Source organism: Streptomyces sp. NPDC057287, from assembly GCF_042667905.1.
Classification (GTDB): Bacteria; Actinomycetota; Actinomycetes; order Streptomycetales; family Streptomycetaceae; genus Streptomyces.
Genome location: NZ_JBHUYV010000001.1, coordinates 479,888 through 506,102, shown reverse-complemented (window position 1 = coordinate 506,102; position 26,215 = coordinate 479,888). Strand labels below are relative to the sequence as shown.

General features: G+C 70.5%; 21 protein-coding genes and 1 tRNA gene. 11 read left to right on the top strand and 11 right to left on the bottom strand.

The annotated features are described in order from the left end of the window. Positions 1 to 62 precede the first annotated feature (62 nt). Entirely contained in the window at positions 63 to 950 is an 888-nt protein-coding gene (locus ACFUNE_RS02165) for a spermidine synthase (protein ID WP_383561251.1), read from the top strand. A 33-nt stretch (positions 951 to 983) separates the two neighbouring features. Here ACFUNE_RS02165 and ACFUNE_RS02160 read toward each other — a convergent pair whose 3' ends face one another. Beyond that, a complete protein-coding gene (locus ACFUNE_RS02160) occupies positions 984 to 1,529 on the bottom strand; it encodes a hypothetical protein (protein ID WP_383561249.1) in 546 nt (181 codons plus the stop codon). Positions 1,530 to 1,607: 78 nt separating this feature from the next. On the opposite strand from ACFUNE_RS02160, the gene ACFUNE_RS02155 reads away from it, so the two are divergent. From ACFUNE_RS02155 to ACFUNE_RS02115, 9 genes are all read left to right on the top strand, one after another. Further along, a complete protein-coding gene (locus tag ACFUNE_RS02155; RefSeq protein WP_383561247.1) occupies positions 1,608 to 2,318 on the top strand; it encodes a response regulator transcription factor in 711 nt (236 codons plus the stop codon). Further along, positions 2,315 to 3,778, top strand: coding sequence for a sensor histidine kinase (locus tag ACFUNE_RS02150; RefSeq protein WP_383561245.1), 1,464 nt, complete (start codon positions 2,315 to 2,317; stop codon positions 3,776 to 3,778). Before ACFUNE_RS02155 ends, ACFUNE_RS02150 begins: the two co-directional genes overlap by 4 nt. A 134-nt stretch (positions 3,779 to 3,912) precedes the next feature. Beyond that, complete coding sequence (locus ACFUNE_RS02145) at positions 3,913 to 5,400, top strand: cellulose binding domain-containing protein (RefSeq protein ID WP_383561243.1); 1,488 nt, start codon at positions 3,913 to 3,915, stop codon at positions 5,398 to 5,400. A 660-nt stretch (positions 5,401 to 6,060) separates the two neighbouring features. Beyond that, positions 6,061 to 7,377: an extracellular solute-binding protein gene (locus tag ACFUNE_RS02140; RefSeq protein WP_383561241.1), complete on the top strand. Its 1,317-nt coding sequence runs from the start codon at positions 6,061 to 6,063 to the stop codon at positions 7,375 to 7,377. 167 nt (positions 7,378 to 7,544) lie between these two features. Further along, entirely contained in the window at positions 7,545 to 8,543 is a 999-nt protein-coding gene (locus ACFUNE_RS02135; protein WP_383561239.1) for a carbohydrate ABC transporter permease, read from the top strand. A 15-nt stretch (positions 8,544 to 8,558) separates the two neighbouring features. Continuing rightward, positions 8,559 to 9,482, top strand: coding sequence for a carbohydrate ABC transporter permease (locus ACFUNE_RS02130; protein ID WP_383561237.1), 924 nt, complete (start codon positions 8,559 to 8,561; stop codon positions 9,480 to 9,482). 188 nt (positions 9,483 to 9,670) lie between these two features. After that, on the top strand, positions 9,671 to 11,128 hold the full coding sequence (locus ACFUNE_RS02125) for a GH1 family beta-glucosidase (protein WP_383561235.1): 1,458 nt from the start codon (positions 9,671 to 9,673) through the stop codon (positions 11,126 to 11,128). A gap of 221 nt (positions 11,129 to 11,349) precedes the next feature. Further along, positions 11,350 to 12,396: a LacI family DNA-binding transcriptional regulator gene (locus ACFUNE_RS02120; protein WP_383561234.1), complete on the top strand. Its 1,047-nt coding sequence runs from the start codon at positions 11,350 to 11,352 to the stop codon at positions 12,394 to 12,396. A gap of 172 nt (positions 12,397 to 12,568) precedes the next feature. Continuing rightward, complete coding sequence (locus ACFUNE_RS02115; RefSeq protein ID WP_383561232.1) at positions 12,569 to 14,419, top strand: TerD family protein; 1,851 nt, start codon at positions 12,569 to 12,571, stop codon at positions 14,417 to 14,419. A 92-nt stretch (positions 14,420 to 14,511) separates the two neighbouring features. Here ACFUNE_RS02115 and ACFUNE_RS02110 read toward each other — a convergent pair whose 3' ends face one another. The 4 genes from ACFUNE_RS02110 to ACFUNE_RS02095 form a co-directional block, all read right to left on the bottom strand. Beyond that, positions 14,512 to 14,940, bottom strand: coding sequence for a hypothetical protein (locus ACFUNE_RS02110; protein ID WP_383561230.1), 429 nt, complete (start codon positions 14,938 to 14,940; stop codon positions 14,512 to 14,514). Positions 14,941 to 15,299: 359 nt separating this feature from the next. Next, positions 15,300 to 15,372 (bottom strand) — tRNA-His (locus ACFUNE_RS02105). Between the two features lie 126 nt (positions 15,373 to 15,498). Continuing rightward, positions 15,499 to 16,104, bottom strand: a complete 606-nt coding sequence (gene orn, locus ACFUNE_RS02100; RefSeq protein WP_383561229.1) for an oligoribonuclease — start codon at positions 16,102 to 16,104, stop codon at positions 15,499 to 15,501. A 10-nt stretch (positions 16,105 to 16,114) separates the two neighbouring features. Continuing rightward, positions 16,115 to 17,347 carry a helix-turn-helix domain-containing protein gene (locus tag ACFUNE_RS02095; RefSeq protein ID WP_383561227.1) on the bottom strand — a complete coding sequence of 411 codons (1,233 nt, stop codon included), beginning with the start codon at positions 17,345 to 17,347 and terminating at the stop codon, positions 16,115 to 16,117. Between the two features lie 824 nt (positions 17,348 to 18,171). Between ACFUNE_RS02095 and ACFUNE_RS02090 the strand changes: the two genes are divergently transcribed. Then, complete coding sequence (locus tag ACFUNE_RS02090) at positions 18,172 to 18,693, top strand: universal stress protein (protein ID WP_383561225.1); 522 nt, start codon at positions 18,172 to 18,174, stop codon at positions 18,691 to 18,693. Between the two features lie 68 nt (positions 18,694 to 18,761). On the opposite strand, the gene glmS is transcribed toward ACFUNE_RS02090, so the two are convergent. The 6 genes from glmS to ACFUNE_RS02060 form a co-directional block, all read right to left on the bottom strand. Next, the gene (gene glmS / locus ACFUNE_RS02085) at positions 18,762 to 20,591 is read right to left on the bottom strand and encodes a glutamine--fructose-6-phosphate transaminase (isomerizing) (RefSeq protein WP_383561223.1); all 1,830 of its coding nucleotides are present in this window, start codon (positions 20,589 to 20,591) and stop codon (positions 18,762 to 18,764) included. Between the two features lie 58 nt (positions 20,592 to 20,649). Beyond that, positions 20,650 to 20,925: a hypothetical protein gene (locus ACFUNE_RS02080; RefSeq protein WP_383561221.1), complete on the bottom strand. Its 276-nt coding sequence runs from the start codon at positions 20,923 to 20,925 to the stop codon at positions 20,650 to 20,652. A gap of 148 nt (positions 20,926 to 21,073) precedes the next feature. Next, positions 21,074 to 22,855 (bottom strand): IucA/IucC family protein, encoded by a 1,782-nt coding sequence (locus tag ACFUNE_RS02075; RefSeq protein ID WP_383561219.1) that lies wholly within the window; start codon positions 22,853 to 22,855, stop codon positions 21,074 to 21,076. Next, complete coding sequence (locus ACFUNE_RS02070; RefSeq protein ID WP_383561217.1) at positions 22,852 to 23,427, bottom strand: GNAT family N-acetyltransferase; 576 nt, start codon at positions 23,425 to 23,427, stop codon at positions 22,852 to 22,854. The genes ACFUNE_RS02075 and ACFUNE_RS02070 overlap by 4 nt, the downstream gene beginning before the upstream one ends. Continuing rightward, positions 23,424 to 24,710 (bottom strand): lysine N(6)-hydroxylase/L-ornithine N(5)-oxygenase family protein, encoded by a 1,287-nt coding sequence (locus ACFUNE_RS02065; protein ID WP_383561215.1) that lies wholly within the window; start codon positions 24,708 to 24,710, stop codon positions 23,424 to 23,426. Before ACFUNE_RS02065 ends, ACFUNE_RS02070 begins: the two co-directional genes overlap by 4 nt. Further along, positions 24,694 to 26,142, bottom strand: coding sequence for a pyridoxal phosphate-dependent decarboxylase family protein (locus tag ACFUNE_RS02060; protein WP_383561213.1), 1,449 nt, complete (start codon positions 26,140 to 26,142; stop codon positions 24,694 to 24,696). The genes ACFUNE_RS02065 and ACFUNE_RS02060 overlap by 17 nt, the downstream gene beginning before the upstream one ends. Positions 26,143 to 26,215 lie beyond the last annotated feature (73 nt).

Genomic DNA, 26,215 nt, shown 5'->3' with positions numbered 1-26,215 from the left:
AGTTGCCGCCGTCGCCGGTTCTCGCAGGTGGCCGGCCCGAACCGGTGAGTGAGGACCAGCGCGTGGCACGTCGAGGAGCGACCCGGGGCGCGAGCGACAAGAAGCGGTCCGAGCGCCGGCAGGAGCCCCTCTCGGAGACGGTCGACGGCGGGGTCGCGGAGCTGGTGCCCGACCGTGAACGCCCGCGCGCCTGGACCCTGCTGCTGGACGGCGCACCGCAGTCCCACGTCGACCTCGACGATCCCTCGTACCTCTCGTTCGAGTACCAGCGCAGGCTCGGCCACGTCATCGATCTCGCCGCTCCTCCGGGCAGGCCCCTCCAGGCGGTCCACCTCGGCGGCGGGGCCTTCACACTGGCCCGGTACATCGCGGCGAGCCGCCCCCGCTCCACCCAGCAGATCGTGGAGATCGACGCGCCGCTCGTCCAACTCGTCCGCAGGGAACTGCCCCTGGATCCGCAGGCCCGGATACGGGTGCGCTCGGCGGACGCCCGTGCAGGGCTCGGCAAGGTCCAGGACGGCTGGGCGGACCTCGTCATCGCCGACGTCTTCAGCGGTGCCCGCACCCCCGCGCACCTCACCTCCGCCGAATTCCTCGCCGAGGTGCGCCGGGTGCTGAGGCCCGGTGGCCAGTACGCCGCCAACCTCGCCGACGGTCCGCCGCTCGCGCACCTGCGCGGACAGATCGCCACGGCCGCCTCGCTCTTCCCCGAGCTGGCCCTGGCCGCCGATCCGACCGTCTGGCGCGGCCGCCGCTTCGGCAACGCGATCCTGGTCGCCTCCGACCTGCCGGTCGCGGTCGCCGAACTGACCCGGCGGGTCGCGAGCGACCCGCACCCCGGCCGCGTCGAACACGGCCGTGCGCTCGCCGACTTCACCGGTGGCGCCGCCGTCGTCACCGACGCGGACGCCGGCCCGTCCCCGGCCCCGCCGCCCGGCGCCTTCTCGTAGCCGCTCCACCGGCCGGGGTCCACCGGTCGCGGTCTACTGGTCGACGGTCTCCACGACCGGCGGATGGCCGTTCCAGGTGCAGAACACCGAGACCGTCGCACCGGCCCCGTCGCTGAAGTCCACCCGGATCCACTCCGGCTCCGTCCACACCTGCATCGACCAGTTCGGCTCCGGTGTCGCCGAGACCAGCTTCGCCGCGTGGTCCGCCAGCTCCAGGACGACCCTGCCGCCGCGCGTCGGGTAGCTCTTCACCTCCCCCGCGGGCTTCGTGGGCTCCGCGGGGCGAGGGCTCGTGGCCGGCGGGCGGGAGGACGGCGTCCGGGAGGGCCGGGGGGAGGCCGGGGGCGTGGCACGGGAGGCGGTGGCGCTCGGCGAGGGTGAGGGCAGCGCGCGGTGCGTGGAGGACGACACCGGCTCGTCCGTCGCCTGCGCGCCCCGCGCCCCCACCGAGATCGGGACGGCACGCGGAGGGTCGTACGCCGTCCCCGACATGACGGTGTGCACGCCCCACCACGACAGGGTGACCGCGGCACCCGTGGCGAGCGACCACGCGATCGCGTGTACGAGTCCTCGTTGCATCGGGCACATCCTGCACCACCCGCACCGGCCCTGTCCTGGAGGGGACCCCGTTACTCCGGATGGGCTACGGTGCGGCGCATGCCTAGTGTGCTCGTGGTCGAGGACGACCAGTTCGTACGTTCCGCCCTCATCCGGCACCTGACCGAGGCCTCGCACACGGTGCGGAGCGTCGGCACCGCGCTCGAAGCGCTGCGCGAGGTCGCGCACTTCCGCTTCGACGTCGTCGTCCTCGACCTCGGGCTGCCCGACCTCGACGGCGCCGAGGCGCTGAAGATGCTGCGCTCCATCACCGACGTACCCGTGATCATCGCGACCGCGCGGGACGACGAGGCCGAGATCGTCAGGCTGCTCAACGACGGTGCCGACGACTACCTGACCAAACCGTTCTCGGTGGAGCACCTCTCCGCCCGCATCGCGGCCGTGCTGCGGCGCACCCGCGGAGCCGGTGCCCAGGCGCCGCCCCCGCGCGTCCTCCAGGTCGGCGGCCTCTCCATCGACCCGCTGCGACGCCAGGCGGAACTGGACGGCACGGCCCTCGACCTGACCCGCCGCGAATTCGACCTGCTGGCCTTCCTCGCCGGCCGCCCCGGCGTCGTCGTCCCGCGTCGTGAGCTGCTGGCCGAGGTCTGGCAGCAGTCCTACGGGGACGACCAGACCATCGACGTCCACCTCTCATGGCTGCGGCGCAAACTGGGCGAGACGGCCGCCCGGCCGCGCTACCTGCACACCTTGCGCGGAGTCGGCGTCAAGCTCGAACCGCCGGCGGCGGCACCGGGCCGGCCCGCATGAGATGGGCCCTGGTCAAGGTCTGCCTGGCCGTCACCGCGATGGTCGTGATCGCGTTCGCCGTACCGCTCGGACTCGTCATCAAGGAGATGGCACGCGACCGCGCGTTCTCCGACGCCGAGCGGCAGGCCGCCACCATCGGCCCCACGCTCACCATCACCACCGACCCCGCCGAGCTCACCAAGGCCGCCCTGTCCACCGAGCCCGGCGGCCGGGGACGCCTCGCGGTGCACGTCCCCGCCACCGAACCGGGCGGCTCCCGCCTGGAGATCGGCACCCGGCGCGCCACCCGCGAGGACGTCGAGACCGTACGGAAGTCCGGACGCGCCTCCATCGCCGAGGTGCCCGGCGGTTCCACCCTCCTCCAGCCCACCGCGCTCGGATCGGGGGGCATCGCCGTCATCGAGGTGTTCGTGCCCGAGGGCGAGGTCTCCAACGGGGTCGGCACGGCCTGGCTGGTCCTCGCCGGAGTCGGCATCGCCCTGATCGTCGGCTCCGTGGCCGTGGCCGACCGGCTCGGCGTGCGGATGGTGGAGCCGGCCCAGCGGCTCGCGGGCGCCGCCCAGGACCTGGGGGAGGGCCGGCTGGGGACCAGGGTGCCGGAGGAGGGCCCCACCGAACTCCGCTCCGCGGCCGTCGCGTTCAACTCCATGGCCGACCAGGTCGTCCAGCTCCTGGCCAACGAACGGGAACTCGCCGCCGACCTCTCGCACCGGCTCCGCACCCCGCTGACCGTGCTCCGTCTCAACGCCGCCTCCCTGGGCGAGGGCCCCGCCGCCGAGCAGACCAGGGCCGCCGTCGAACAACTGGAGCGCGAGGTCGACACGATCATCCGTACGGCGCGGGAACAGCGCCCGCAGACCCAGGGCGGGCCGCCCGGCGCCGGCGCCGGGTGCGACGTCTCCGAGGTCGTCAGGGAACGCATGGTGTTCTGGTCGGCGCTGGCCGAGGACGAGGGGCGCACGGTGCGCCTGGCCGGTGTGGACCGCACCGTACGCATCCCGGTCGCCCGGCCCGAACTGGCGGCCGCCCTGGACGCGTTGCTCGGCAACGTCTTCCGGCACACCCCGGAGGGCACCGCCTTCGCCGTCGACGTGCACCACAGCGGCGACGCCGTACTCGTGCTGGTCTCGGACGCCGGACCGGGGATACCCGATCCGGAATCCGCCCTGGCCCGGGGCGCCAGCGGACGGCGGGGCGTGACGGGTGCGGTGGGGTCGACCGGCCTCGGACTCGACATCGTCCGCAGGGTCGCCGAATCCACCGGTGGTGACCTGCGGATCGGGCGTTCGGTGCTCGGCGGCACGGAGGTGCGCATCTGGATAGGGCTCGACGGCGGCCCGGCCGAGCGTGCGCGCCGGGGGCACCGGGTGGGCCGGCGGAGCGGAAGGCGGGGAGCGCGGGGGCCGAAGGCGCGGAGCGCGGAGTTCCGCGGGACCCCGGGAAACGGGCCGCACCTTTAACCGGTGCCGATGCCCCCCTTAAGCAAACCCTAAGAACATCAACTCATGTCCCGATAATGCCTTTTGCCCGGATCGCGGCGGCTAGCGTGCAGACCGCAATCACCACCCCCCGGCAGGACAGAGGCAGGAACGCGATGGGCACCAGCACGCACCGCCGTACGACGAGCACCCGCACGAAGGCGGTCGGCGCCCTCGTCGCCGCGGCGGTCGTCGGCGGCACGGTCCTCATGCTCACCGGCACGGCGCAGGCGGCGGCCGTCGGCGCCACGTACACCAGGGCCAGCGGCTGGGCCGGGGGATACACCGGGCAGTACGTCGTCTCGAACGACACCGGGACGGTCCAGTCCGGGTGGACACTCGAATTCGACCTGCCCGCCGGCACGAGGATCGACTCGCTCTGGAACGGCGAGCACACCGTCAGCGGCAACCACGTCACCGTGAAGCCCGCGAGCTGGAACAAGGACATCGCTCCGGGCGCGTCCGTGACGGTCGGCTTCGTCACCACCTCCACGGGAACGGCCGCCGATCCCGAGGACTGCCTCATCAACGACGCCGCGTGCTCGGCGGACGGCGGCGCCACACCGGAACCCAGCGGGCGCCCCACCGGAACCCCGACGCCCACGGCCACGCCCACAGCCGTGCCCACGTCGGCACCGACGCCCGCCGAGAGCGCCACGGCCGAGCCGACACCGACGGCCGAGCCGTCCGGGACCCCCGGCGGGACGGCCGGTGGAGCAGGCTTCGCCCCCTACGTCGACACGTCGCTCTACCCGTCCTACGACCTCCTGGACACCGCCTCCAGGACGGGCGTCAAGGAGTTCAACCTGGCGTTCATCACGTCGGGCGGCAGCTGCGCCCCGCTGTGGGGCGGCGTCACCGGTCTCGCCGACGACAAGGTGGCCGCCCAGATCGACGCACTGCGGGCCGAGGGCGGCGACGTACGGGTCTCCTTCGGCGGAGCGGCCGGTGCCGAACTCGCGCTGCACTGCTCCTCGGCGGCCGAGCTCGCCACGGCGTACGGCAAGGTCATCGACGCCTACGGGCTGACCAAGGTGGACTTCGACATCGAGGGCGGGGCGCTGCCCGACACCGCCGCCAACTCCCGCCGCTCGCAGGCCATCGCCCAGCTCCAGAAGGCGCACCCGGGCCTGGACGTCTCCTTCACCCTGCCCGTGATGCCGGAGGGCCTGACCCAGCCGGGTGTGGACCTGATCGCGGACGCGAAGAAGAACGGCGTCACGATCGACGCGGTCAACGTCATGGCCATGGACTACGGCGCCTCCTACAGCGGGGACATGGGCGACTACGCGGCCCAGGCGGCTACCGCCACACAGGCCCAGATCAAGGGCGTGCTGGGGCTCTCGGACGCGGCGGCCTGGAAGGCGGTCGCGGTCACCCCGATGATCGGCGTGAACGACGTCGCCACCGAGATCTTCACCGTCGAGGACGCCGGCCAGCTGGTGAAGTTCGCTCAGGAGAAGGGCATCGGCCGGCTGGCGATGTGGTCGGGCACGCGGGACGCGCAGTGCGCGGGCGGCGCGAAGCCGACCGCGGACGCGGTCTGCAGCTCGATCCTCCAGGAGCCGCTGGCCTTCACCAAGGCGTTCGGCGCCTTCGGGTAGTCCGGCGCCCCTTTCGACCATCTCCTCGACGCGCGCGCCCCGGCCGGCCCCACATCCCCCCACATCCGGCCGGGGCGCGCGCCCCCATGTGCGCACCCCGGAGGCCCTCTCCGCCGTACAAGCGGAACCCCCGGGCGTCGCGGTGGAGTTCGGGGAAAGAACACGGAAGTGCGCCGTGGCCCCCCTCCACGCCCCCACGGGGCCTCGCCCCGTTCATTTTTCGGCGGGCGTCTTCCGGCCCGCCCCACCCGTCCCCACCGTCCCGAACACGGCACGGGAATCGGCCCCGGATGCCGGTCGTCCCGGGGCCCGGCGGGTCAGAATCTCCGTCCAACACCCCCTCACCTGCGGTGATTCGAACTGCCGCAGATGACGCATGCAGGGCGCGCTCGTTAACGCAAGACCTCTGCCGGACACGGTCGCGTGACTTGCAGGACACACTCGGGCAACGGAAGCGTCTTCAACTCTTGACACCCACCCCCTAGAGGCAGCAATCTTCCGGCATCAGCGCATGGGAGCGCTCCCATATCGAACGAGGTTTTTCGCTCGTACGGGGACGGCACCGCCCATGTCCTCTCCGTAGCACTGGCACCCGCACCCACCAGTGCGTATGCCGAGCAGATCGAACGCCAGTCCCACCCTGGAACAAGGAGTAGTGGAATGCGCATCACCCGCACCGTCGCAGGTCGAAGCCGCAGAACCGCCGTCATGGTCACCACGGGCCTCTCGGCCACCGCCCTGCTGCTGACCGGCTGCAGCGACTCGGGCTCGGACGAGGCCGACGCGAACGGGAACATCACCCTGACCGTGGCCGACTTCGGCCAGTTCGGCTACAAGGAGGCGGGGCTCTTCGCGAAGTACCACGAGCTCCACCCGAACATCACGGTCAAGGAAAACGTCACGGCCGACGAGAAGGTCTACTACCCCAAGCTGCTCCAGCAGCTCAACACGGGCAGCGGCCTGGCGGATGTGCAGGGCATCGAGGTCGGCCGTACCAAGGAGCTCGTCGACACCAAGGCGGACGCCTTCGTCGACCTGGCCAAGGTCATCGACACCGACCAGTGGGTGAACTGGAAGGCGCTGCAGGCGAGCACCGACGAGGGCAAGGTCATCGGCGCCGGCACCGACATCGGCCCGATGTCGATCTGCTACCGCCGCGACCTGTTCGAGCAGGCGGGTCTGCCGGCCGACCGTGAGGCAGTCGCGGCGAAGTTCGCCGGCGGCTGGGAGGACTACCTCAAGCTCGGTGAGGCGTACAAGGCGAAGGCGCCCAAGGGCACCTTCTTCATGGACTCCGCCAGCGCCATGTACAACGGCGTGGTCAGCTCCGACTCGGAGCAGTACTACTCCAAGGACGGCGAGCCGATCTACAAGGAGAGCGCCGGCGTCAAGGCGGGCTGGAAGCTCGCCACCGAGGCCGTCGACAAGAAGCTGACCCAGGGCCTTGCCCAGTTCAGCCCGCCGTGGCAGGCGGCCCTGCGCAAGGGCAGCATCGCCACCGTCGCCTGCCCCGCCTGGATGGCCGCCCAGATCTCCACCTACTCCGGTGACGAGTTCAAGGGCAAGTGGGACATCGCCCGCACTCCCGGTGAGACCGCTGCCAACTGGGGCGGTTCCTTCCTCTCCGTGCCCGCCAAGGGCAAGCACGTCAAGGAGGCCGGTGAGCTCGTCAAGTGGCTGACCGCCCCCGAGCAGCAGGCCGCGGTCTTCAAGGCCGTCGGTGTCTTCCCGTCGAACAAGGGCGCCTACGAGCTCCCCGACGTGAAGAACGCCAAGCTCCCCTACTTCAACAACGCCCCGATCGGTGAGATCTACGCCGAAGAGGCGCAGGTCATCCCGGCGGCCGTGCTCGGCCCGAAGGACGGCGTCATCAAGGACACCATCTCCACCCAGATCAACAACATGGAGCAGCGGGGCACCGACCCGGACAAGGCCTGGGACGACGCCACCGAGGCCATCGACAAGGTGATCGGCTGATCCTCGCCGGTGCGGGTGGCCGGGACGCCTTCGCGTCCCGGCCGGCCCGCACCGGTGCCGGTTCCCCCATCGGCACCGCGCACCTTCTCCGACACCTCCGCCGGACCTGACCAGAGGTCCGGCCTGCCCCTGCGGTGTCGGCACACCCCAGGGAAGGACTCCCACCTGTGGCAACCACCACCCCCACCCGGGGCGCACACGGCTCCCGGACCAGCCGTCGCGCTCCGAAGCCCATGACTCCCAGACGTCAGGCCTGGCGCCGCCGGCTGTGGCGATTCGACGACAAGGCGTCGCCGTACGCCTACATCGCGCCCTTCTTCCTCGTCTTCGGCGCCTTCGGGCTCTACCCGCTGATCTACACCGGCTGGATCGCCCTCCACCGGGTGGAGATGACCGGCCTCGACCAGATGGAATGGGTCGGCTGGGAGAACTTCAGCAACATCCTCCAGGACGACGAGTTCTGGACCGCGGTCACCAACACCTTCGTCATCGGCGTCATCTCGACCGTGCCGCAGCTGATGATGGCGCTCGGCCTGGCCCACCTGCTGAACTACAAGCTGAGGGCCAGCACCTTCTGGCGCACCGTGATCCTCACTCCCTACGCCACCTCGGTCGCCTCGGCGGCCCTCGTCTTCGCCCTGGTGTTCCGGGCCGACGGCGGCCTGCTGAACTGGGTGCTCGGCTTCTTCGGCGTCGGTGAGACGAACTGGGCGAACGGCCACTGGACCTCGAACATCGCCATCGCCGTGATCGTGATCTGGCGCTGGACGGGCTACAACACGCTGATCTACCTGGCCGCGATGCAAGCGGTCCCGTCCGACCTCTACGAGGCGGCCTCGCTCGACGGAGCCTCGCGCTGGCAGCAGTTCCGCAACGTGACGATCCCCGCGCTCCGGCCCACGATCCTCTTCACGATCGTCATCTCGACCATCGGATCCATGCAGCTGTTCGGTGAGCCGCTGCTGCTCGAAGGCGGCCAGATCGGAGCGCAGGGCGGCACCGAGAACCAGTACGAGACGCTCAGCATCTACCTCTACAACTACGGCTGGAACCTCGGACACCTCGGTCCGGCCGCCGCGGTCGCCTGGGCCATGCTCGTCCTGCTGCTGCTCATTGCCGCGATCAACTGGCTCGTCGGGCGCCTCGCGCGCAAGACCGCGGCCTGACGGGGAGCGATATCCATGACCACCACAAGCACCGTCACCGCTCCGGACCACCGCCGCGTCACCAAGGCGGCCGTCCGCGACGAACCGCCGCGCCGCCGCCTCTTCAAGCCCGGCGCAGGACGCCAGCACCACGCCGGCCCCTTCGCCTACTTCGCCCTCGCCGTCGTCGGCCTCGGCTCGCTGTTCCCGCTCTACTGGACGCTCGTCGCCGCGTCCCGCACCCAGGACGAGGTGCTGGACACCACGCCGCCGCTCCTGCCGGGCGGCAACCTGTTCAACAACCTCCAGGCGGCCTGGGAGCAGGCCAGCCTCGGCAAGGCCATCGTCAACACGGTGATCGTGTCCGCCAGCATCACCGTGGCGACGCTGTTCTTCTGCACCCTGGCCGGCTACGCCTTCGCGAAGATGCGCTTCAAGGGCCGCGGTGCGCTGATGACCATGGTCATCGCGACGCTGACGATCCCCCCGCAGCTCAGCGTCGTACCGCTGTTCATGATGATGTCGGACATCGGCTGGGGCGGTCAGCTGGAGTCGGTGATCTTCCCGACCCTGGTCAGCGCGTTCGGTGTGTTCTTCATGCGCCAGTACCTCCTGGAGGCACTGCCGTACGAGCTCATCGAGGCGGGCAGGATGGACGGTGCGAACAACCTCCGCATCGTGTGGAGCATCGTGCTGCCGGTCGCCCGTCCGGCGATGATGGTGCTCGGCATGCTCACCTTCGTCCAGGCCTGGAACGACTTCTTCTGGCCCTACCTCGCACTGAACCAGCAGGACCCCACGCTCCAGGTGGCCCTCGGCCAGCTGAGTGCGTCCTACGTGCCCGACCAGAGCATCGTCATGGCGGGCGCGCTGATCAGCACCCTGCCGCTGCTCGTCGTCTTCGTGATCTTCGGCAAGCAGATCGTCGGGGGCATCATGTCCGGCGCCGTCAAGGGCTGACCCCGGCCCGCCGCACCACCCGGTCCGAACCCGGGCCCGCGGTTCTCCCCGGTCCTACCCCGGCCCGCTGCTCCGTCCCCGGTCCGGCTCCGGCCGTTCCGTACGGTCTGTGCCCGACCACAGACCGTACGGGGCCGGGGCCCCCGCACTTCCTGTCCTTGTCCCTCCACCCATGGGAGCGCTCCCGCATGACTGCCGTACGACCCGACATCACCCCGAAGCATGCGCCCGGGACACAGTTCCCCACGGGCTTCATCTGGGGCGCGGCGACCGCCTCCTACCAGGTCGAGGGCGCTGCCGCCGAGGACGGCCGCACGCCGTCCATCTGGGACACCTTCAGCCGTACTCCCGGCAAGGTCCGCAACGGCGACACCGGCGACATCGCCGCCGACCACTACCACCGCTACCGCGACGACGTCGCCCTCATGAAGCAGCTCGGACTGAAGGCGTACCGCTTCTCCGTCTCCTGGTCACGGGTCCAGCCCACCGGTCGCGGCCCGGCCGTCGAGCGCGGCCTGGACTTCTACCGCAAGCTCGTCGACGAACTGCTGGACGCCGGCATCATGCCCGTCGCCACCCTCTACCACTGGGACCTTCCCCAGGAGCTCGAGGACGCCGGCGGCTGGCCCGAGCGCGTGACCGCCGACCGGTTCGCCGACTACGCCGCGATCGTCTCCGGCGCCCTGGGTGACCGCGTCGGCATGTGGACCACCCTCAACGAGCCGTGGTGCTCGGCCTACCTCGGTTACGGATCCGGCGTGCACGCCCCCGGCCGCACCGAGCCCGCAGCCGCGCTGCAGGCGGCCCATCACCTCAACCTCGCCCATGGCCGGGCGATCGAGGTTCTGCGCGCCCAACTCCCCGCTGCTGCGCAGACCTCGGTCACCCTCAATCTCCACCAGGTCCGCCCGCTGACCGACAGCGAGGCCGACGCGGACGCCGCACGGCGCATCGACGCGGTCGGCAACCGTGTCTTCACCGGTCCGATGCTGCGCGGTGAGTACCCCGAGGACCTCATCACCGACACCTCGCACCTGGTGGACTGGTCGAAGCTCGTCAAGGACGGCGACCTCGCCACCATCTCCCGCCCGGTCGACGCCCTCGGCATCAACTACTACACGCCGACCCTGGTCTCCACCCCCGTGGAGGGGGCCAGCTACGCGCGCAGCGACGCCCACGGCGCGAGCGCCCACTCGCCGTGGCCCGGCTCCGAGCACGTCGCCTTCCACCTCGCCGAGGGGAAGGAGCGCACCGCGATGGACTGGTCGATCGACCCCAACGGGCTCTACAGCCTGCTCATGGACGTCTCCAGGGACCACCCCGGCCTCCCGCTGATGGTCACCGAGAACGGCGCCGCCTTCGACGACTACGTCTCGCCCGAGGGCAAGGTGGAGGACCCCGAGCGGGTCGCCTACCTCCACGGCCACCTCGACGCCGTGCAGCGGGCCGTCGCCGACGGCGCCGATGTCCGCGGCTACTTCCTCTGGTCGCTGATGGACAACTTCGAGTGGGCGTACGGCTATTCGAAGCGCTTCGGTGCGGTGTACGTCGACTACGCCTCGCAGCGCCGCATCCCCAAGGCGAGCGCCCACTGGTACTCCGACGTGATCCGCCGCCACGCACTGCCCCCGGTCGGCTCCGTCTGACCCCGACCAGGACGAACAGCGGGACCCGGCACACCGCCGGGTCCCGCTTTTCTCTGCCCGCCCTACGTGTCCGTCACCCGCACCCCTTACGCTTGGGAGCGCTCCCAAGAGTTGTGGCGCTGCTGAGGACCGCTGGGTCCGGACAAGTGTCAAGGGATCGGACGGCGGGACTTGGTTTGGCCAACCCGCTGTGAGAAATTGACCGCGAACGGGAGGCAGCCATGGCGGCAGCGCGAGTACGGAGTGGCGGGCGGCCCACGCTCGAAGAGGTAGCGGCCCGGGCCGGAGTGGGGCGCGGCACGGCCTCGCGCGTCATCAACGGCTCACCCCGGGTCAGCGCACAGACCCGGGAGGCCGTCGAGGCGGCCGTCGCCGAGCTGGGCTATGTGCCCAACCGTGCGGCCAGGGCGCTCGCGGGCAACCGCACCGACGCCATCGCGCTCGTCGTGCCCGAGTCCGAGACCCGGTTCTTCGCCGAGCCGTACTTCTCCGACATCGTGCGCGGTGTCGGGGCGGCCCTCGCCGACACCGAGATGCAGCTGCTGCTGACCCTCGCGGGCAACGACCGTGAGCGCCGACGGCTCGCCCAGTACCTGACCGCACACCGTGTGGACGGGGTGCTCCTGGTCTCCGTCCACGCGGACGACCCGCTGCCCGACCTCCTCGAACAGCTCGGCATGCCCTCCGTGATCAGCGGCCGCAGGCACGCGGCGGAGACGCTGCCCTCCGTCGACTCCGACAACTTCGAGGGTGCCCGCGCGGCCGTCGACCACTTCATATCGCGAGGCCGTCGCTCCATCGCCACGATCACCGGCCGTCTCGACGTCTACGGCGCCCAGCGCCGCCTCGACGGCTACCGCAAGGCCATCGCCGAGGCGGGTCTCGGCCCCGACGAGCGGCTGATCGCGCCCGCCGACTTCAGCGAGGAGGGCGGCGCCCGCGCGATGCGGGAGCTGCTGGAGCGCTGCCCGGACGTGGACGCGGTCTTCGCCGCATCCGACGTGATGGCGGCGGGAGCCCGCCAGGTCCTGCGCGAGTCCGGCCGGCGCGTTCCCGACGACGTCGCCCTGATCGGCTTCGACGACTCCGCGGTGGCCCGTCACATGGACCCGCCCCTGACGAGCGTGCGCCAGCCGATCGAGGAGATGGGCCGCACGATGACCCGCGTCCTGCTCCAGGAGATCGCGAACCGCTCGTCGGACGAGGGCACCGAGGAGCGCCCGAGGATCGTGCTTCCCACGGAGCTGGTGGTCCGCGAGTCGTCCTGATCCGCGTGAGCGGACCGGACCGTTCGCGCGGATGCCCTTCTTTCACAACTCCTCCATGAACTGCGGATCCGGCCGATAGGATCCGCGGGTACGGCGAACGTGTGACGCACCACACAACGTCACACACTACTGCCGTGCGTGCGCTCTGGCCTGGCAGTGCCTTGGGGGACGCATGCAGAAGATGATCAAGGGCGCCAACGTCGGGCTGGCCACGCTGAGCGAGGACGTCGCGTCCGTGGTGATGCGCCTCGGCTGGAGCAGCGTGACCGAGGAGGGGAGCGCCGATGTCTCCGTGCTCCTGCTCGACGGGAACGGCAAGGTGCGCAGCGACGCCGACTTCTGTTTCCACGGCAACCCGATCGCCGGCGACGGCAGTGTCCAGCTGCTCGGGAGGACCTCCACGGCCGACGGCGACGAGAACCGGATCGGCTTCGATCTGGATGCCGTACCGCCGGAGGTCGAGCGGATCGTGGTGGCGGCGAGCCGGTCCGACGGGTCCCGGTTCGGGGACTTCGACGACCTCCTCCTGACCGTCACCGACGGTTCCGGTAAGGACCTCGTCCACTTCTCCGTCGAGGACGCCGGGGCCGTGGGCGCCTTCATCTTCGGAGAGCTCTACCGGCGCGCCGGCGAGTGGAAGTTCCGCGCCGTGGGCCAGGGATACGCATCCGGTCAGGCCGGACTGGCGACGGACTTCGGTGTCGACCTGGACGGCGCGGTCCGGGGCGCGGGCGAGGGCGCCGTGACCGGAGCCGGCCCGCAGGCCGAGTCCCCGGCGGCTGCGGTGCCCCCGCCCCGGGCACCGGAGCCCGCGGACGCGGCGGGTGGCGGGCAGGCGCAGAGCCGGGAGGGGGCTGCGGGGCAACCCGGCTTCACGCCGGACCGTCCGGAAGACCTCGCCCCGTCCGAGGGCCCGGCGGACACCGCCGACTCCGGAGACGGCCAGGACGCCGACCGGGAGACCGTCGAGCGTGAGCGGGCCGAACTGAAAGAGTTCATCAAGGGGTTGAGCTCGGACGACATCAAGTCGGGCGGCTGGTTCACCAAGCTGAGCGCCCAGGCGCTCAGCTCCTACACCGACAGGGTCGACTCGGCGTACTTCCAGGAGCGGTACGAAGGCGTCCCCGCGGACGCCGTCGTCGACCAGCGGATCAAGATGGCGTCCCGGTACGCCGCGCTCGAAGGCGGGCTCTCCGCCGGGGCCTACACAGCGACCGTCGTCGCCACCCTCGGGAGTCTCGGCGGCGCCTCGGCGGCGACCGTCCCGGCCGCGGTGGCGACCATGATGGTCGACGTCGCGTTCGTCACCCGGCTCCAGCTCCGCCTGGCCCACGACGTCGCCGTCCTCTACCGGGTCCCGCTCGACCTGTCCGACCCCGATGACTTGTGGAAGCTGATCAGAGTGGCCTTCACGATCAAGAGCGGGGAGGCAGTCCGCGAAGGTGTGGTCAAGGCGGTCCCGGCCCTGGTGCGGCCGTTGATCAAGCGCTTCTACTCCGGAGGTGCGCTGAGCGCCGCGAGGGGCCTCCCGGTCGTCGGGAAGTACCTCCTGCAGCGCAACGTCATCAAGATCGGTATCCCCCTGGTCGGCGTTCCCCTCGCAGTGGTGCTGAACCGCTACACGACGCTGCTCGCGGGGCGGCACGCGCGAGCCGTCTTCCGGAACGAGGCGCGGGTGATCGAAATCGCCGAGGGTCTGAGCGGGCGGACTCGGCACCCGCAGTTGATGCTGTGGGTCGCGTGGCTCGTCATCAGGGCGAACCGCAAGATCACGGACGACGAGACGCTGTTGATGCGGCACCTGGTCAGGCTGGTCCGGGAACGGCATCAGGTGGTCGACGAACAGCTCGCTCAGCTCGTCGACATCGACCCCGCCGAGGTGTGGCGGCGCCTGGACGCCGAGCCGGGGGATCTGGCCGACCTTCTCGACGTGGCTGAGCGGGTGGCCGCCGTCGACGGGGACGCCGACGCGCTCGAGGAAGCCGTCATCGCCGAGCTCCGGGATCGCTGCCGCCTCGCCTGACGCCGTCGTCCGCCGTCGCCCCGATGGATCACGGAAGGAGGGCCGGCAGTCCTCTGCCGGCCCTCCAGGGGTCCGTGGTCACCGGGGTCGGGTCAGATCCGGCCGCCGGTGAGGCGGGTGATCGGCCCGGCGTGGGAGGTGGCCGTCTGGCGTCCGAGGGCGAACGCGCCGCCCACGAGGCCACCGATACCCGCCGCGGCGCCTACGGCCACGGCCTTGCGCTGCTTGACGGCGGTCCAGGCGACGGCCGCGGTCGAGCCCATTTTCCCCGCGGTCTCCCGGACGCTCCGGCGGCCCTTGTCCGCGGTCTCCAGGACCGTCTGCCGGCCCGTGCCCCAGCCGGCGGCAGCGGCTCGCTTCGTCGCCAGGCCCGCCGACCGCACGCCGGTCTCCGCCGACTCGGCGGCATTCCTGGCCGCCGACCCGGCGTCCCGCGCCGACGACTTGGCCTCCGAGGCGGCGAGCGCCGGGCCGGACTCGACGGGGTTCACATGGTTGGGTCCTTCGCTCTGTGCAGTCATGGTGCTCGTGTTGCCTCTCGGCCCGGCACGAAACACGGCGCACGAAACACGGGCACGAAACACGGCGCACGAAACACGGCGCACGCGAAAGGGCCCTGCCGCGTCGGGGGAGGCGCGGCAGGACCCTTGGAGCCTGATGCCCGGTAAGGGGCTCTCCATGCGGCACGCGGCGCCTTGTGGCGGGTGTCACCGGCCCCGCAGAGGCCCGCGGGCGGGCGAGGGGCCGCTGGGGAGTCCCTCGCCGTAGAAGTCCGACGTGGGCGCCCGGAGCCGTGGGAGCGTCGGAGGACGCGCGTCCGCCGCAGCGGAAAAGACTCAGCCCCTGACCTGTTCTTCCAGGTCAGGGGCTGATCATTCAGGGTGAGTAACGGGACTTGAACCCGCGACATCCTGGACCACAACCAGGTGCTCTGCCAGCTGAGCTATACCCACCATGTCGTCCGGTCGCTTTCCTGACCGGCCGAGAAAAAGTGTACAGGGTCCGAGCGGGTGCTCGCGCCCGAGTTCCTCAGGACCGGGTCACGGGCCCCGGAGGGCCCGTGACCAGCGGTTGTACGCCTACTGGCCGGCGGCCGGCGTGTGGCGCGCGGCGATCTCCTTGGCGCGCGCCGAGTCCGGGCCGGGCTGCGGCACGAAGACCGCGTCCCGGTAGTAACGCAGCTCCGTGATGGAGTCGCGGATGTCGGCCAGCGCCCGGTGGTTGCCGTTCTTGTCGGGACTGTTGAAGTACGCCCTCGGATACCAGCGGCGCGCCAGCTCCTTGACCGAGGAGACATCGACGATCCGGTAGTGGAGGTAGCCCTCCAGGGACGGCATGTCCCGAGAGAGGAAGCCGCGGTCCGTGCCGACCGAGTTCCCGCACAGAGGGGCCTTGCCCGGCTCCTTCACGTGCTCGCGGATGTAGGCCATGACCCGCTCCTCGGCGTCGGCCAGGGTCGTGCCCCCGGCCAGCTCGTCGAGGAGGCCCGAGGCGGTGTGCATCTGCCGCACCACCTCGGGCATGGTCTCCAGGGCCGCGTCCGGCGGGCGGATCACGATGTCCACCCCGTCGCCGAGCACGTTCAGTTCCGAGTCGGTGACCAGCGCGGCCACCTCGATGAGTGCGTCGTCCGTCAGCGAGAGCCCGGTCATCTCGCAGTCGATCCACACCATGCGGTCGTTCATGCGCCCCACCCTACGGGGCGCTGCGCTGCCCCGGCAGGGCCGGGCGCCCCGGGGCGTACACCTCCGGTCCCGCTCCGAGGCGCTCCACCGGGCCGCCGGAGGCGGTCGTGGCGGTGACCGGCGACGGGCCGGACGAGGCCGCCGCGGCGGCTCGCCGGCTCGACGCCGTGCCCTGGACGGGTACGGACGTGTCGAGCACCGTGGTGACGCTCTCCAGTGCCCCTCCCTGTGGACGGCGGGCCCGGTAGGCGGCCCGGTACGCGGCGGGGGAGGAGCCCAGCTGGCGGCGGAAGTGCCCGCGCAGCGCGACGGGGGAGCGGAAGCCGCAGCGGCCCGCCACCTCGTCGACCGAGTAGTCGGAGGTCTCCAGCAGCCGCTGCGCCTGCAGCACGCGCTGGGTGATGAGCCACTGGAGCGGTGCGCTGCCCGTGAGCGAACGGAACCTGCGGTCGAAGGTCCGTCGGCTCATGTAGGCGCGCGCGGCCAGCGTCTCCACGTCGAACTGCTCGTGGAGATGCTCCAGCGCCCAGGCCACGACCTCGGCGAGCGGGTCGGAGCCGATCTCTTCAGGTAAAGACCTGTCGAGGTAGCGCTCCTGACCGCCACTGCGCCGCGGCGGTACGACGAGCCGGCGCGCCAGCGCCCCGGCGGCCTCGGTGCCGTGGTCGGTACGGACTATGTGGAGGCAGAGATCGATTCCGGCCGCTGTTCCGGCCGAGGTGAGCACGTCGCCGTCGTCGACGAACAGCTCACGCGGATCGACGTGCACCGACGGATAGCGCTTGGCCAGCGTCGGTGCGTACATCCAGTGCGTGGTGGCCGGGCGCCCGTCGAGCAGGCCGGCTGCCGCGAGGACGAAGGCCCCCGTGCAGAGTCCGACGATGCGGGCCCCCTCCTCATGGGCGCGGCGCAGCGCGTCCAGGGCCTCTGCGGGCGGCGGTGAGGTGATGGACCGCCAGGCGGGCACCACGACGGTGCCGGCCCTGCTGATCGCCTCCAGGCCGTACGGGGCGCTGAGTTCGAGCCCGCCGGTGGTGCGCAGCGGTCCTTCCTCACCCCCGCAGACCAGCAGGCGGTAGCGGGGAACTCCCGCGTCCTGCCGGTCGATTCCGAAAACTGAGAGCGGAATGGAGCTCTCGAAGATAGGGCCCCCACTGAACAGCAGTACGGCTACGACTTCCCGGCGTCGCCGCCCGGTCAGTTTCCGTGCGGCCTCCGTTGCGGTGGCGGAGTCCTGGCTCATGACGCTAAGCCCCCCTCGGTGTTCGCGTCTTCCTGGTCCCTACGGGCCTGTCGCTCCTGCACGTTTCCCCTCGGTCTCGCACGCGTCCCCAGTCCTCGACACTCATGATCGAATCTACTGCGTCCCGTGGTCCCGACGTGACACGTTCCCCCACCGGCACTATGTCGACAAGGCAACTTGGCCCGAAGCGTTCGATCACGAAGCGTTTCACTCGTGAGCCCCACAGGGAAGTGCGCATCGCGATCATGGCCCGTCCCCGTAGGGTCAAAGCGTACCGCGCGGTCTATTCCTGCCTGGTGGCACGTGGGTTGGGCAGCCCTGACACCAAGAGAAGGGGGTGGAGGTGAAGTTGGCTGAAAACCGATGGTTGCGTGCGCGCATTCCAGTCATGCGACCGGCGCACGCCCCCTGCCCCCGGAAGCCTCCATGCGCCTCAGGAGCCCCTGAAGGGCACCCGGACCCCGGCTGTCGACGATGCGCGATTGCGTGATGGCGGGGTGTGACGGCTTCCGCCGGGAGGGCGGGTGGCGCATTCGGCCGCCTCGCGCGGGTCGCCGCGGCGGCCGGCCGGAGAGTGCGGCCCGAGGCTCTCGGAGCGTCCACGAGCTGTGTGTACGACGCAACCGGCATTGCCATACGGGGCAGTCTCCGGCATGCTCCCTCCATTGCCGCATGCGCCGTGCGAGGGCTGGGCAGTGAAGGAGTGGCGCCGTACCCTTGGGGGTAGGGGGTTGGGAAGATGTTTCCCGGACACAGCTTCACCGCTCGCAGGCACACCTCCACACCGCTCCCTCCTCACGAGGACTCTCTTCGCCGAGACACCGATGGCCGGTCACGAAATCCCTGAACCCGCAGACCGCAAGCAGGTAGCCGACCCCGGGTCGGAACCGCAGACGGTCGCAGAGTCGCGCCCTTCCTGCGATCCGGCCTTCCGGCACGGCGTCGTGGTCGGATTCGACGGCTCCATGTCCAGCGAACGGGCCCTCGCGTACGCCATCGGCATGGCGCACCGGCACGGCTCGGGGCTGATCATCGTCCATGTGGCCAACCGGTTGCCCACCACGGTCTGGGCGGGCTGCGAGCCGCCCGTCTTCGTCGACGTCCCCGATCACCGCACCGAGGTCCTCGGGCTGGAGCTCGCGTGCGCGGACTACCTCGCCGAGGTGCCATGGGTGCTCGTGGAGCGCGGCGGGGACATCTGTCACGAGCTGGAGGAGGTCGGCCGGGAGTATTCGGCCGACGCCATCGTCGTCGGCTCGACGCACGGCATCGTGGGCCGGATCTTCGGATCCGTGGCCGGCCGTCTCGCGCGCCGCGCCCAGCGCCCGGTCATCGTCATCCCCTGAGCACGGAAAGACCCCTGACGAGGCGTCAGGGGCCTTTCCGTGCTGCCCTGCGGTGAGGGCGGGGCCTGCTACTCGACCGTGACCGACTTCGCCAGGTTGCGGGGCTTGTCGATGTCACGGCCCATGGCCAGCGCCGTGTGGTAGGCGAGCAGCTGCAGCGGGATGCCCATGAGGATCGGGTCCAGCTCGTTCTCGTTCTTCGGGACCACGATCGTGTGGTCGGCCTTCTCCTGCTCACGGTGGGCGACGGCGAGGATACGGCCGCTGCGCGCCTTGATCTCCTCCAGCGCGGCGCGGTTCTTCTCCAGCAGGTCGTCGTCCGGGACGATCGCGACCGTGGGGAGCGCCGGCTCGATGAGCGCGAGGGGCCCGTGCTTGAGCTCCGAGGCGGGGTAGGCCTCGGCGTGGATGTACGAGATCTCCTTGAGCTTCAGGGAGGCCTCCAGCGCCACGGGGTAGCCCCGGACGCGGCCGATGAACATCATCGACTGCGCGCCCGCGTACTCCTCGGCCAGCTTCTTGATCTCGTCCTCGGACTCGAGGATCTGACCGATCTGCTCGGGCAGCCTGCGCAGGCCCTCGATGATCCGCTTGCCGTCGGACACCGACAGGTCGCGGATGCGGCCCAGGTGCAGGGCGAGCAGCGCGAAGGCGACCACGGTGTTGGTGAAGCACTTGGTGGACACGACGCAGACCTCGGGGCCCGCATGGACGTACATGCCGCCGTCCGCCTCGCGGGCGATCGCCGAGCCGACGACGTTGACGACGCCCAGGACGCGGGCGCCCTTGCGCTTGAGCTCCTGCACGGCGGCCAGTACGTCGTAGGTCTCGCCGGACTGCGAGACGGCGACGTAGAGGGTGTCGGGGTCCACGACCGGGTTGCGGTAGCGGAACTCGGACGCGGGCTCGGCGTCCGCGGGGATGCGGGCCAGCTCCTCGATGAGGCCGGCGCCGATCATGCCCGCGTGGTACGAGGTGCCGCAGCCCAGGATCTTGATCCGGCGGACCCCGCGGGCCTCGCGGGCGTCCAGGTTCAGGCCGCCCAGGTGCACGGTGGAGAAGCGGTCGTCGATGCGGCCGCGCAGCACGCGGTCCACGGCGTCGGCCTGCTCGGAGATCTCCTTGTGCATGTACGTGTCGTGGCCGCCCATGTCGTACGACTCGGCCTCCCACTCCACGGTGGTCGGCGTGGCCGTCGTGGTCGAGCCCTCCGTGGTGTACGTACGGAAGTCGTCGGCCTTGAGGGTGGCCATCTCGCCGTCGTCCAGGGTGACGATCTGGCGGGTGTGCGCGACCAGGGCGGCCACGTCGGAGGCGACGAACATCTCCTTCTCGCCGATGCCGAGCACCACGGGGGAGCCGTTGCGGGCGACGACGATGCGGTCGTTGAAGTCGGCGTGCAGGACGGCGACGCCGTACGTGCCCTCGACGACCTTCAGCGCCTCGCGGACCTTCTCCTCCAGCGTGAGGGCCTGCGAGCGGGCGATCAGGTGGACCAGCACCTCGGTGTCGGTCTCGGAGAGGAACTCGATGCCGTCGGCGACGAGCTTCGCGCGGAGCTCGGAGGCGTTGTCGATGATCCCGTTGTGGACGACGGCGACCTTGCTCCCGGCGTCCAGGTGGGGGTGCGCGTTCTCGTCGCTCGGGGCGCCGTGGGTGGCCCAGCGGGTGTGGGCGATGCCGGTGGTGCCGGCGAACCGCTTGGGCACCCGGGCCTCCAGCTCGCGGACCCGGCCCTTGGCCTTGACCATCTTCAGGGCGCCGGGCCTGCCCGCCGGGGCCTTGCCCGTGATGACGATGCCCGCGGAGTCGTAACCCCGGTACTCCAGCCGCTGCAGGCCTTCCAGCAGCAGCGGAGCCACGTCACGCTTCCCGATGTAACCGACGATCCCGCACATAGAGTCTCTGCCCCTCCATCGACGTACAAAAGTCCTGTGCCCGTACCGCCCGTCCGGCTCAGCCGTAGACGACGCGGCGCAGCTGGCGGAGCGAGAGCTCCTGCGGCGCCACCGCGCGGTGCGGCAGCTCGGCCGCGATCCGCTCGAAGATCTCCGTGTTGACCAGGCCGCCCGCCTGCAGTTCGCGGTGGCGGCGCCGGACGAAGTCCTCCGTCGTCTCGTCGAAGTACGCCAGCACGTCGAGGATCACCCTGGCGGCCTCGCCGCGCTGGAGCGCGGTGGACCGTACGAGGTGGTCGATGAGGTCGTCATGCGGAGGGCGGCGTTCGAGCACTCGTCGATATTGCGCGGATCGGGACCGCTACGCAAGAAATCTGCCCGATATCGGGCAGGAATCTCACACAGTGGGGCCCATTTGTCGGAAATGGTCCTTACGTTCTCATCCGGCCCCGCCCGTGAGGAGCGGGGCCGGATGTCCTGGCTCAGTACGCCGCGATCGGGTTCCGGAGCCTGCCGGTCAGCTGGAGCGCGCCCGCCGGGTCCTCCAGGTCGACCATCTGCCGGTTGTTGCGCAGCTGCAGCCGGTTCAGGCAGGAGAGCGCGAAGTCCTCCGTGAACATGTCGTACTGCTCGAACTTGTCCGCGAGGTACGGCACCGAGTCCTGGTAGCCCCTGACGCACTCGGCGACCGTCCGCCAGAAGGTCTCCTCGTCGAGGGAGCCCTCCGTGGCCAGGTCGGCCCCCAGGAAGCGGAGGAAGCAGTCGAAGACGTCGGTGAGGACCGACAGCAGTTTCATGTCCTCGGGCACGTCGGCGCGGATCCGCTCGACCTGGGGCGGCAGCACCGCGTCCGGGTCCATGACCGCGATCTCCTCGGCGATGTCCTTGAAGACCGTCCGGCGCACGACGCCGTCCTCGATGACCAGGATCACGTTCTCGCCGTGGGGCATGAAGACCAGGTCGTAGGCGTAGAAGCTGTGCAGCACCGGCACCAGGTACGCGTCCAGGTAGCGGCGCAGCCAGTCGGCCGGCTCCAGTCCCGACTCGGCGATCAGGGCGCCCGCCACCGAGCGGCCCCCGTCGTCGGTGTGGATCAGGGAGGCCATGGTGGCGAGGCGCTCGTTCCCGGTCAGGGAGGGGACCGGGCTCTCCCGCCACAGGGCGGCGAGCATCTTCAGGTACGGGGAGCCCTTGGCGGTCGCCGCCTCGTAGGCCTGGTGGCGGTAGCCGATGGCGGCCCGCTCCCGGATGATCGAGAACCCGATCCCGCTCAGCAGCCCGTCCCGCTCGATCAGGCCGGCCAGCCAGTCGTTGATGGCGGGGGTCGCCTCCATGTACGCGGCGGAGAGCCCCCGCATGAAGCCCATGTTCAGCACGGAGAGGGCCGTCTTGACGTAGTGCTTTTCGGGGTGGTCGGCGTTGAAGAAGGTCCGGATCGACTGCTGGGCCAGATACGCGTCGTCGCCCTCGCCCAGGCAGACCAGGTGCTGCTGGGCAACCTCGCCGGCGAAGGTGACGGCGAGCTTGTTCCACCACTGCCAGGGGTGGACCGGGATCAGCAGGTAGTCGTCGAGGTCGAGGCCGAGGTCCGCCATCCGGGCGGCGAACCTGCCGAGGGTCTTCTCACCGAGCTCGCCGGCGACCAGGGTGGAGTAGTCCAGCCCGGCACCGGCCGTGAAGGTGGCGCGATCGCGCCGGGCGGCCAGCCAGACCAGCTTGATTCCGGTCGCCGCCTCGGGGGCGTAGGCCCGGTATTCGCCGACGCCGAAGCCGAGCCGCCCGTTGTTGGCGACAAAGCAGGGGTGACCCTCGGTCATCCCGGTCTCGACGGCCTGGAAACCGGCCACGGCGAGCTGTGCGGAGGTGGTCGGTTCCTTGGTCAGCTTGTACGCGGTTCCGGCCAGCGTGGAGGAGATCTCCTCCAGGTACACCGGCAGGACCTCCGCCGACAGGCCCAGCGTGGAGCGCAGCTCCACGAAGAACTCCAGCGCGTCCAGCGGGAGGTCCGCGCCGCGCCGGTGCCGTGTGATCGAGGCGGCGTCGACCTGCCAGTGGTCCAGCGCGAAGCGACGCGCGGCGAAGCGGTACTCGACCGCCGCGTCGTCGCTGTGCACGCTGTAGCGGCCGTCGCCGAGCGGGGCGGGGGTCAACAGCCGTTCGTGGGAGAACTCGGCCAGCGCCTTGCGGATCAGGGAGCGGTTGGCGACGGCCCAGCGCCCGGGTGTCAGGTGGCCGACGGCGTCGGTGGTGGGGTGGGTGGTCATCGGTCGTCTCCCGTGGTCGCGGCCTCGAACTGCTCGCGGGTGCAGGTGCTGAGCAGGGCCTGCTTCTCCGGCTTGGTGATCTCGCGGACCTGCTCGAAGCCGACCGCCTTGTTCAGCGCGTGCACCGCGCTGTTGGTGACGTCCGGTTCGACGACGATCCTGCGCACGAGGGGGTCCGCGAACAGGGTCTCCATGACGGTGGTGATCACGGCGAGGGTGAAGCCGTGCACCGGCTTCTCGGGCGGGGCGACCAGGAAGTGCATCCCGACATCGCCGGGCTCCGCCTCGTACAGCCCCTTGAGCTCGACCTCGGTGGGGTCGTAGCGCTCCATCAGGAAGGCGGGCTCACCCCCGTGCAGCCCGATGAAGGCGTCGTGGTGCGGGTGGGCGGCTATCGCCATGTACTCCCGCTCGACGTCCTCCAGCCGGGCGTCGCCCATCATCCAGTAGGCCGACCTGGGGTGGGTGACCCACGCGTGGACCAGCTCCGCGTCGGACCTCCGGCCGGCCCGCCGGGGGGAGGGGTCCATGGGGCGGACGGTGAACGTCCCGAGCGGTTCGGTGCTGGTCATACTGCGAACTCCTGGAAGGCGACGGACTTCTCGACCGGGTAGTACTCACGGCCGAGCAGTTCGCCGATGATGTACGCGTTGCGGTAGGCACCCATGCCCAGGTCGGGCGAGGTGATCGAGTGGGTGTGGACCCCGGCGTTCTGCAGGAAGATGCCGCTGCCGGTGGTGTCGATGCTGTAGTTGCGGGCCACGTCGAAACGGCCCCGGCCGTCGTACCGGATCCGGTCGGTGACGGGCTCCAGGAAGGCCGGTGCGGCGTAGCGGTAGCCGGTGGCGAGGATCAGGCCCTCGCTGGCGAGCTCGTAGTCCCTGCCCTGCTCCTCCTGGCGGAGGCCCAGTGTGTACGTCCCGGTGGACTCCTCGTAACGCGCGCTGTTCAGCGAGGAGTTGGTGAGCAGGCGGGTGGGGACGGGGCCCGGCAGGTTCTTCTGGTAGAGCAGGTCGAAGATCGCGTCGATCAGTTCGCCGTCGATGCCCTTGAAGAGCCCCTTCTGGCCGGACTCAAGCCCGTAGCGGGTGTCCTCGGGCAGGGCGTGGAAGTAGTCCACGTACTCCGGCGAGGTCATCTCCAGCGTGAGCTTGGTGTACTCCAGCGGGAAGAAGCGGGGGGAGCGCGTCACCCAGTTCAGCCGGTAGCCGTGCACATCGATCTCGGAGAGCAGGTCGTAGTAGATCTCGGCCGCGCTCTGCCCGCTGCCCACCAGGGTGATGGACCTCTTGGCCTGCAGCGCCGCCTTCTCCTGGAGGTAGCGGGAGTTGTGCAGGAGGTCGCCGCCCAGGCCCTGGCAGGCCTCCGGGATGTGCGGCGGGGTGCCGGTGCCCAGGACGAGGCGGCGGGCGCGGTAGGTGCTGTCGGCGGTGTGGACGGTGTACAGGCCGTCGGCCTCGTCGTGCGTAACCGACTGTACGGTTTGGTTGAAACGGATACTGCTCAATTTGGCCGCTGCCCACCGGCAGTAGTCGTTGTACTCGGTCCGCAGCGGGTAGAAGTTCTCCCGGATGTAGAACGAGTAGAGCCTGCCCCGCTCCTTCAGGTAGTTCAGGAATGAGTACGGCGAGGTCGGGTCGGCCATCGTCACCAGGTCCGACATGAACGGGGTCTGGAGATGGGCCCCTTCGAGGAACATCCCCGAGTGCCACTCGAAGTCCGGCTCGGACTCAAGGAACACCCCGTTCAGCTCGTCGACCGGCTCGGTCAGGCAGGCGAGTCCGAGGTTGAACGGACCGAGCCCGATCCCGATGAAGTCGTACGGGGCGGCGAGGGGCTCAGGAAGCGCGGTCAAGGGACTCTCCCAGGTACTGCTCGGCGTGGCCGGCGATCAGATCGAGGACGGCGGTGATGTCGGCCGCGGTCGTCTCGGGGTTGAGCAGGGTGAACTTGAGGTACTGGCGGCTGCCGACCTCGGTGCCCGCGACCACGGCCTCGCCGGAGGCGAAGAGCGCCTTGCGGGCGTGGAGGTTGGCCCGGTCGATGTCGGTGGGCGACGTGACGTGGGCCGGGACGTAACGGAACACCAGGGTGGACAGCTGCGGCTCGACGACGACGTCGTACCGCGGGTCGGCCGCCAGCAGCCGCCACCCCTCGCCGGCGAGGTCGCAGACCTCGTCGAACAGCGCGCCGACGCCGTCCGCGCCCATGGTGCGCAGCGTCATCCACAGCTTGAGCGCGTCGAACCTGCGGGTGGTCTGGAGGGACTTGTCCACCTGGTTGGGGATGCGCTCCTGGACCGTCCGCTCCGGGTTGAGGTACTCCGCGTGATACGTGGCATGACGGAGCGTGGCCCGGTCGCGGACCAGGACGGCGGACGAACTCACGGGCTGGAAGAAGGACTTGTGGTAGTCCACGGTGACCGAGTCCGCGTGCTCGATGCCCTCCAGGAGCCCGCGCCGGGTGGGTGAGGCGAGCAGTCCGCAGCCGTAGGCGGCGTCGACGTGCATCCAGGTGGCGTACTGCTCGCAGAGCGCGGCGATCCCGGGCAGGGGGTCGATGGAGCCGAAGTCCGTGGTGCCCGCGGTGGCGACGACCGCCATCGGCACGCCCCCCTCGGCCAGGCAGTGTTCGAGGGCCGCGGCGAGCGCGACGGTCCGCATGCGCTTCTCGCGGTCGACGGGGACGGACACGACGGAGTCGGGACCGAGGCCGAGGAGCTTCGCCGACTTCTGGACGCTGAAGTGGCTGCACTCGGAGGCGAAGATCCGGAGCCGGGTGAACTCCTCGGGGCGGAGCTTGGCCTCTTCGCGGGCCAGGAGCAGGGCCTGGAGATTGGACTGGGTGCCCCCGCTGGTGAAGACACCGTCCGCGGCGGGGCCGAGGCCGATGCGCTCGGCCGTCCAGTCGATCAGCCGGCGCTCGATCAGCGTGCCGCCCGCACTCTGGTCCCAGGTGTCCAGCGAGGAGTTGACGGCGGAGAGCACCGCTTCGCCGACCACCGCGGGGATGACCACGGGGCAGTTGAGATGAGCGAGGTAGCGGGGGTGGTGGAAGTACACGGCGTCGCGGAGGTAGACCTCGCCGAGTTCGTCCAGGGCGGCAGCCGTGTCGCCGAGCGGCCGGTCGAGGTCGATGGCGTCGACGACGGGGGTGAGTCCTTCGACGCCGATTCCACTGAACGGCTGCTCGGTGGAGGCGAGTCTGGCTGCTACCTGTTCGACTCCCGCGGTGACGGAGCGACGGTAGTCCTCCGCCGTCGTGCGGTTGAGCAGGTGGGAACGCATGTGGGGGGCCTCCCGGGTGGGGATGTCGTCGCGACCCTCCGGGCAGAGAAAAGGGGGACGAGGGCGCGACGAT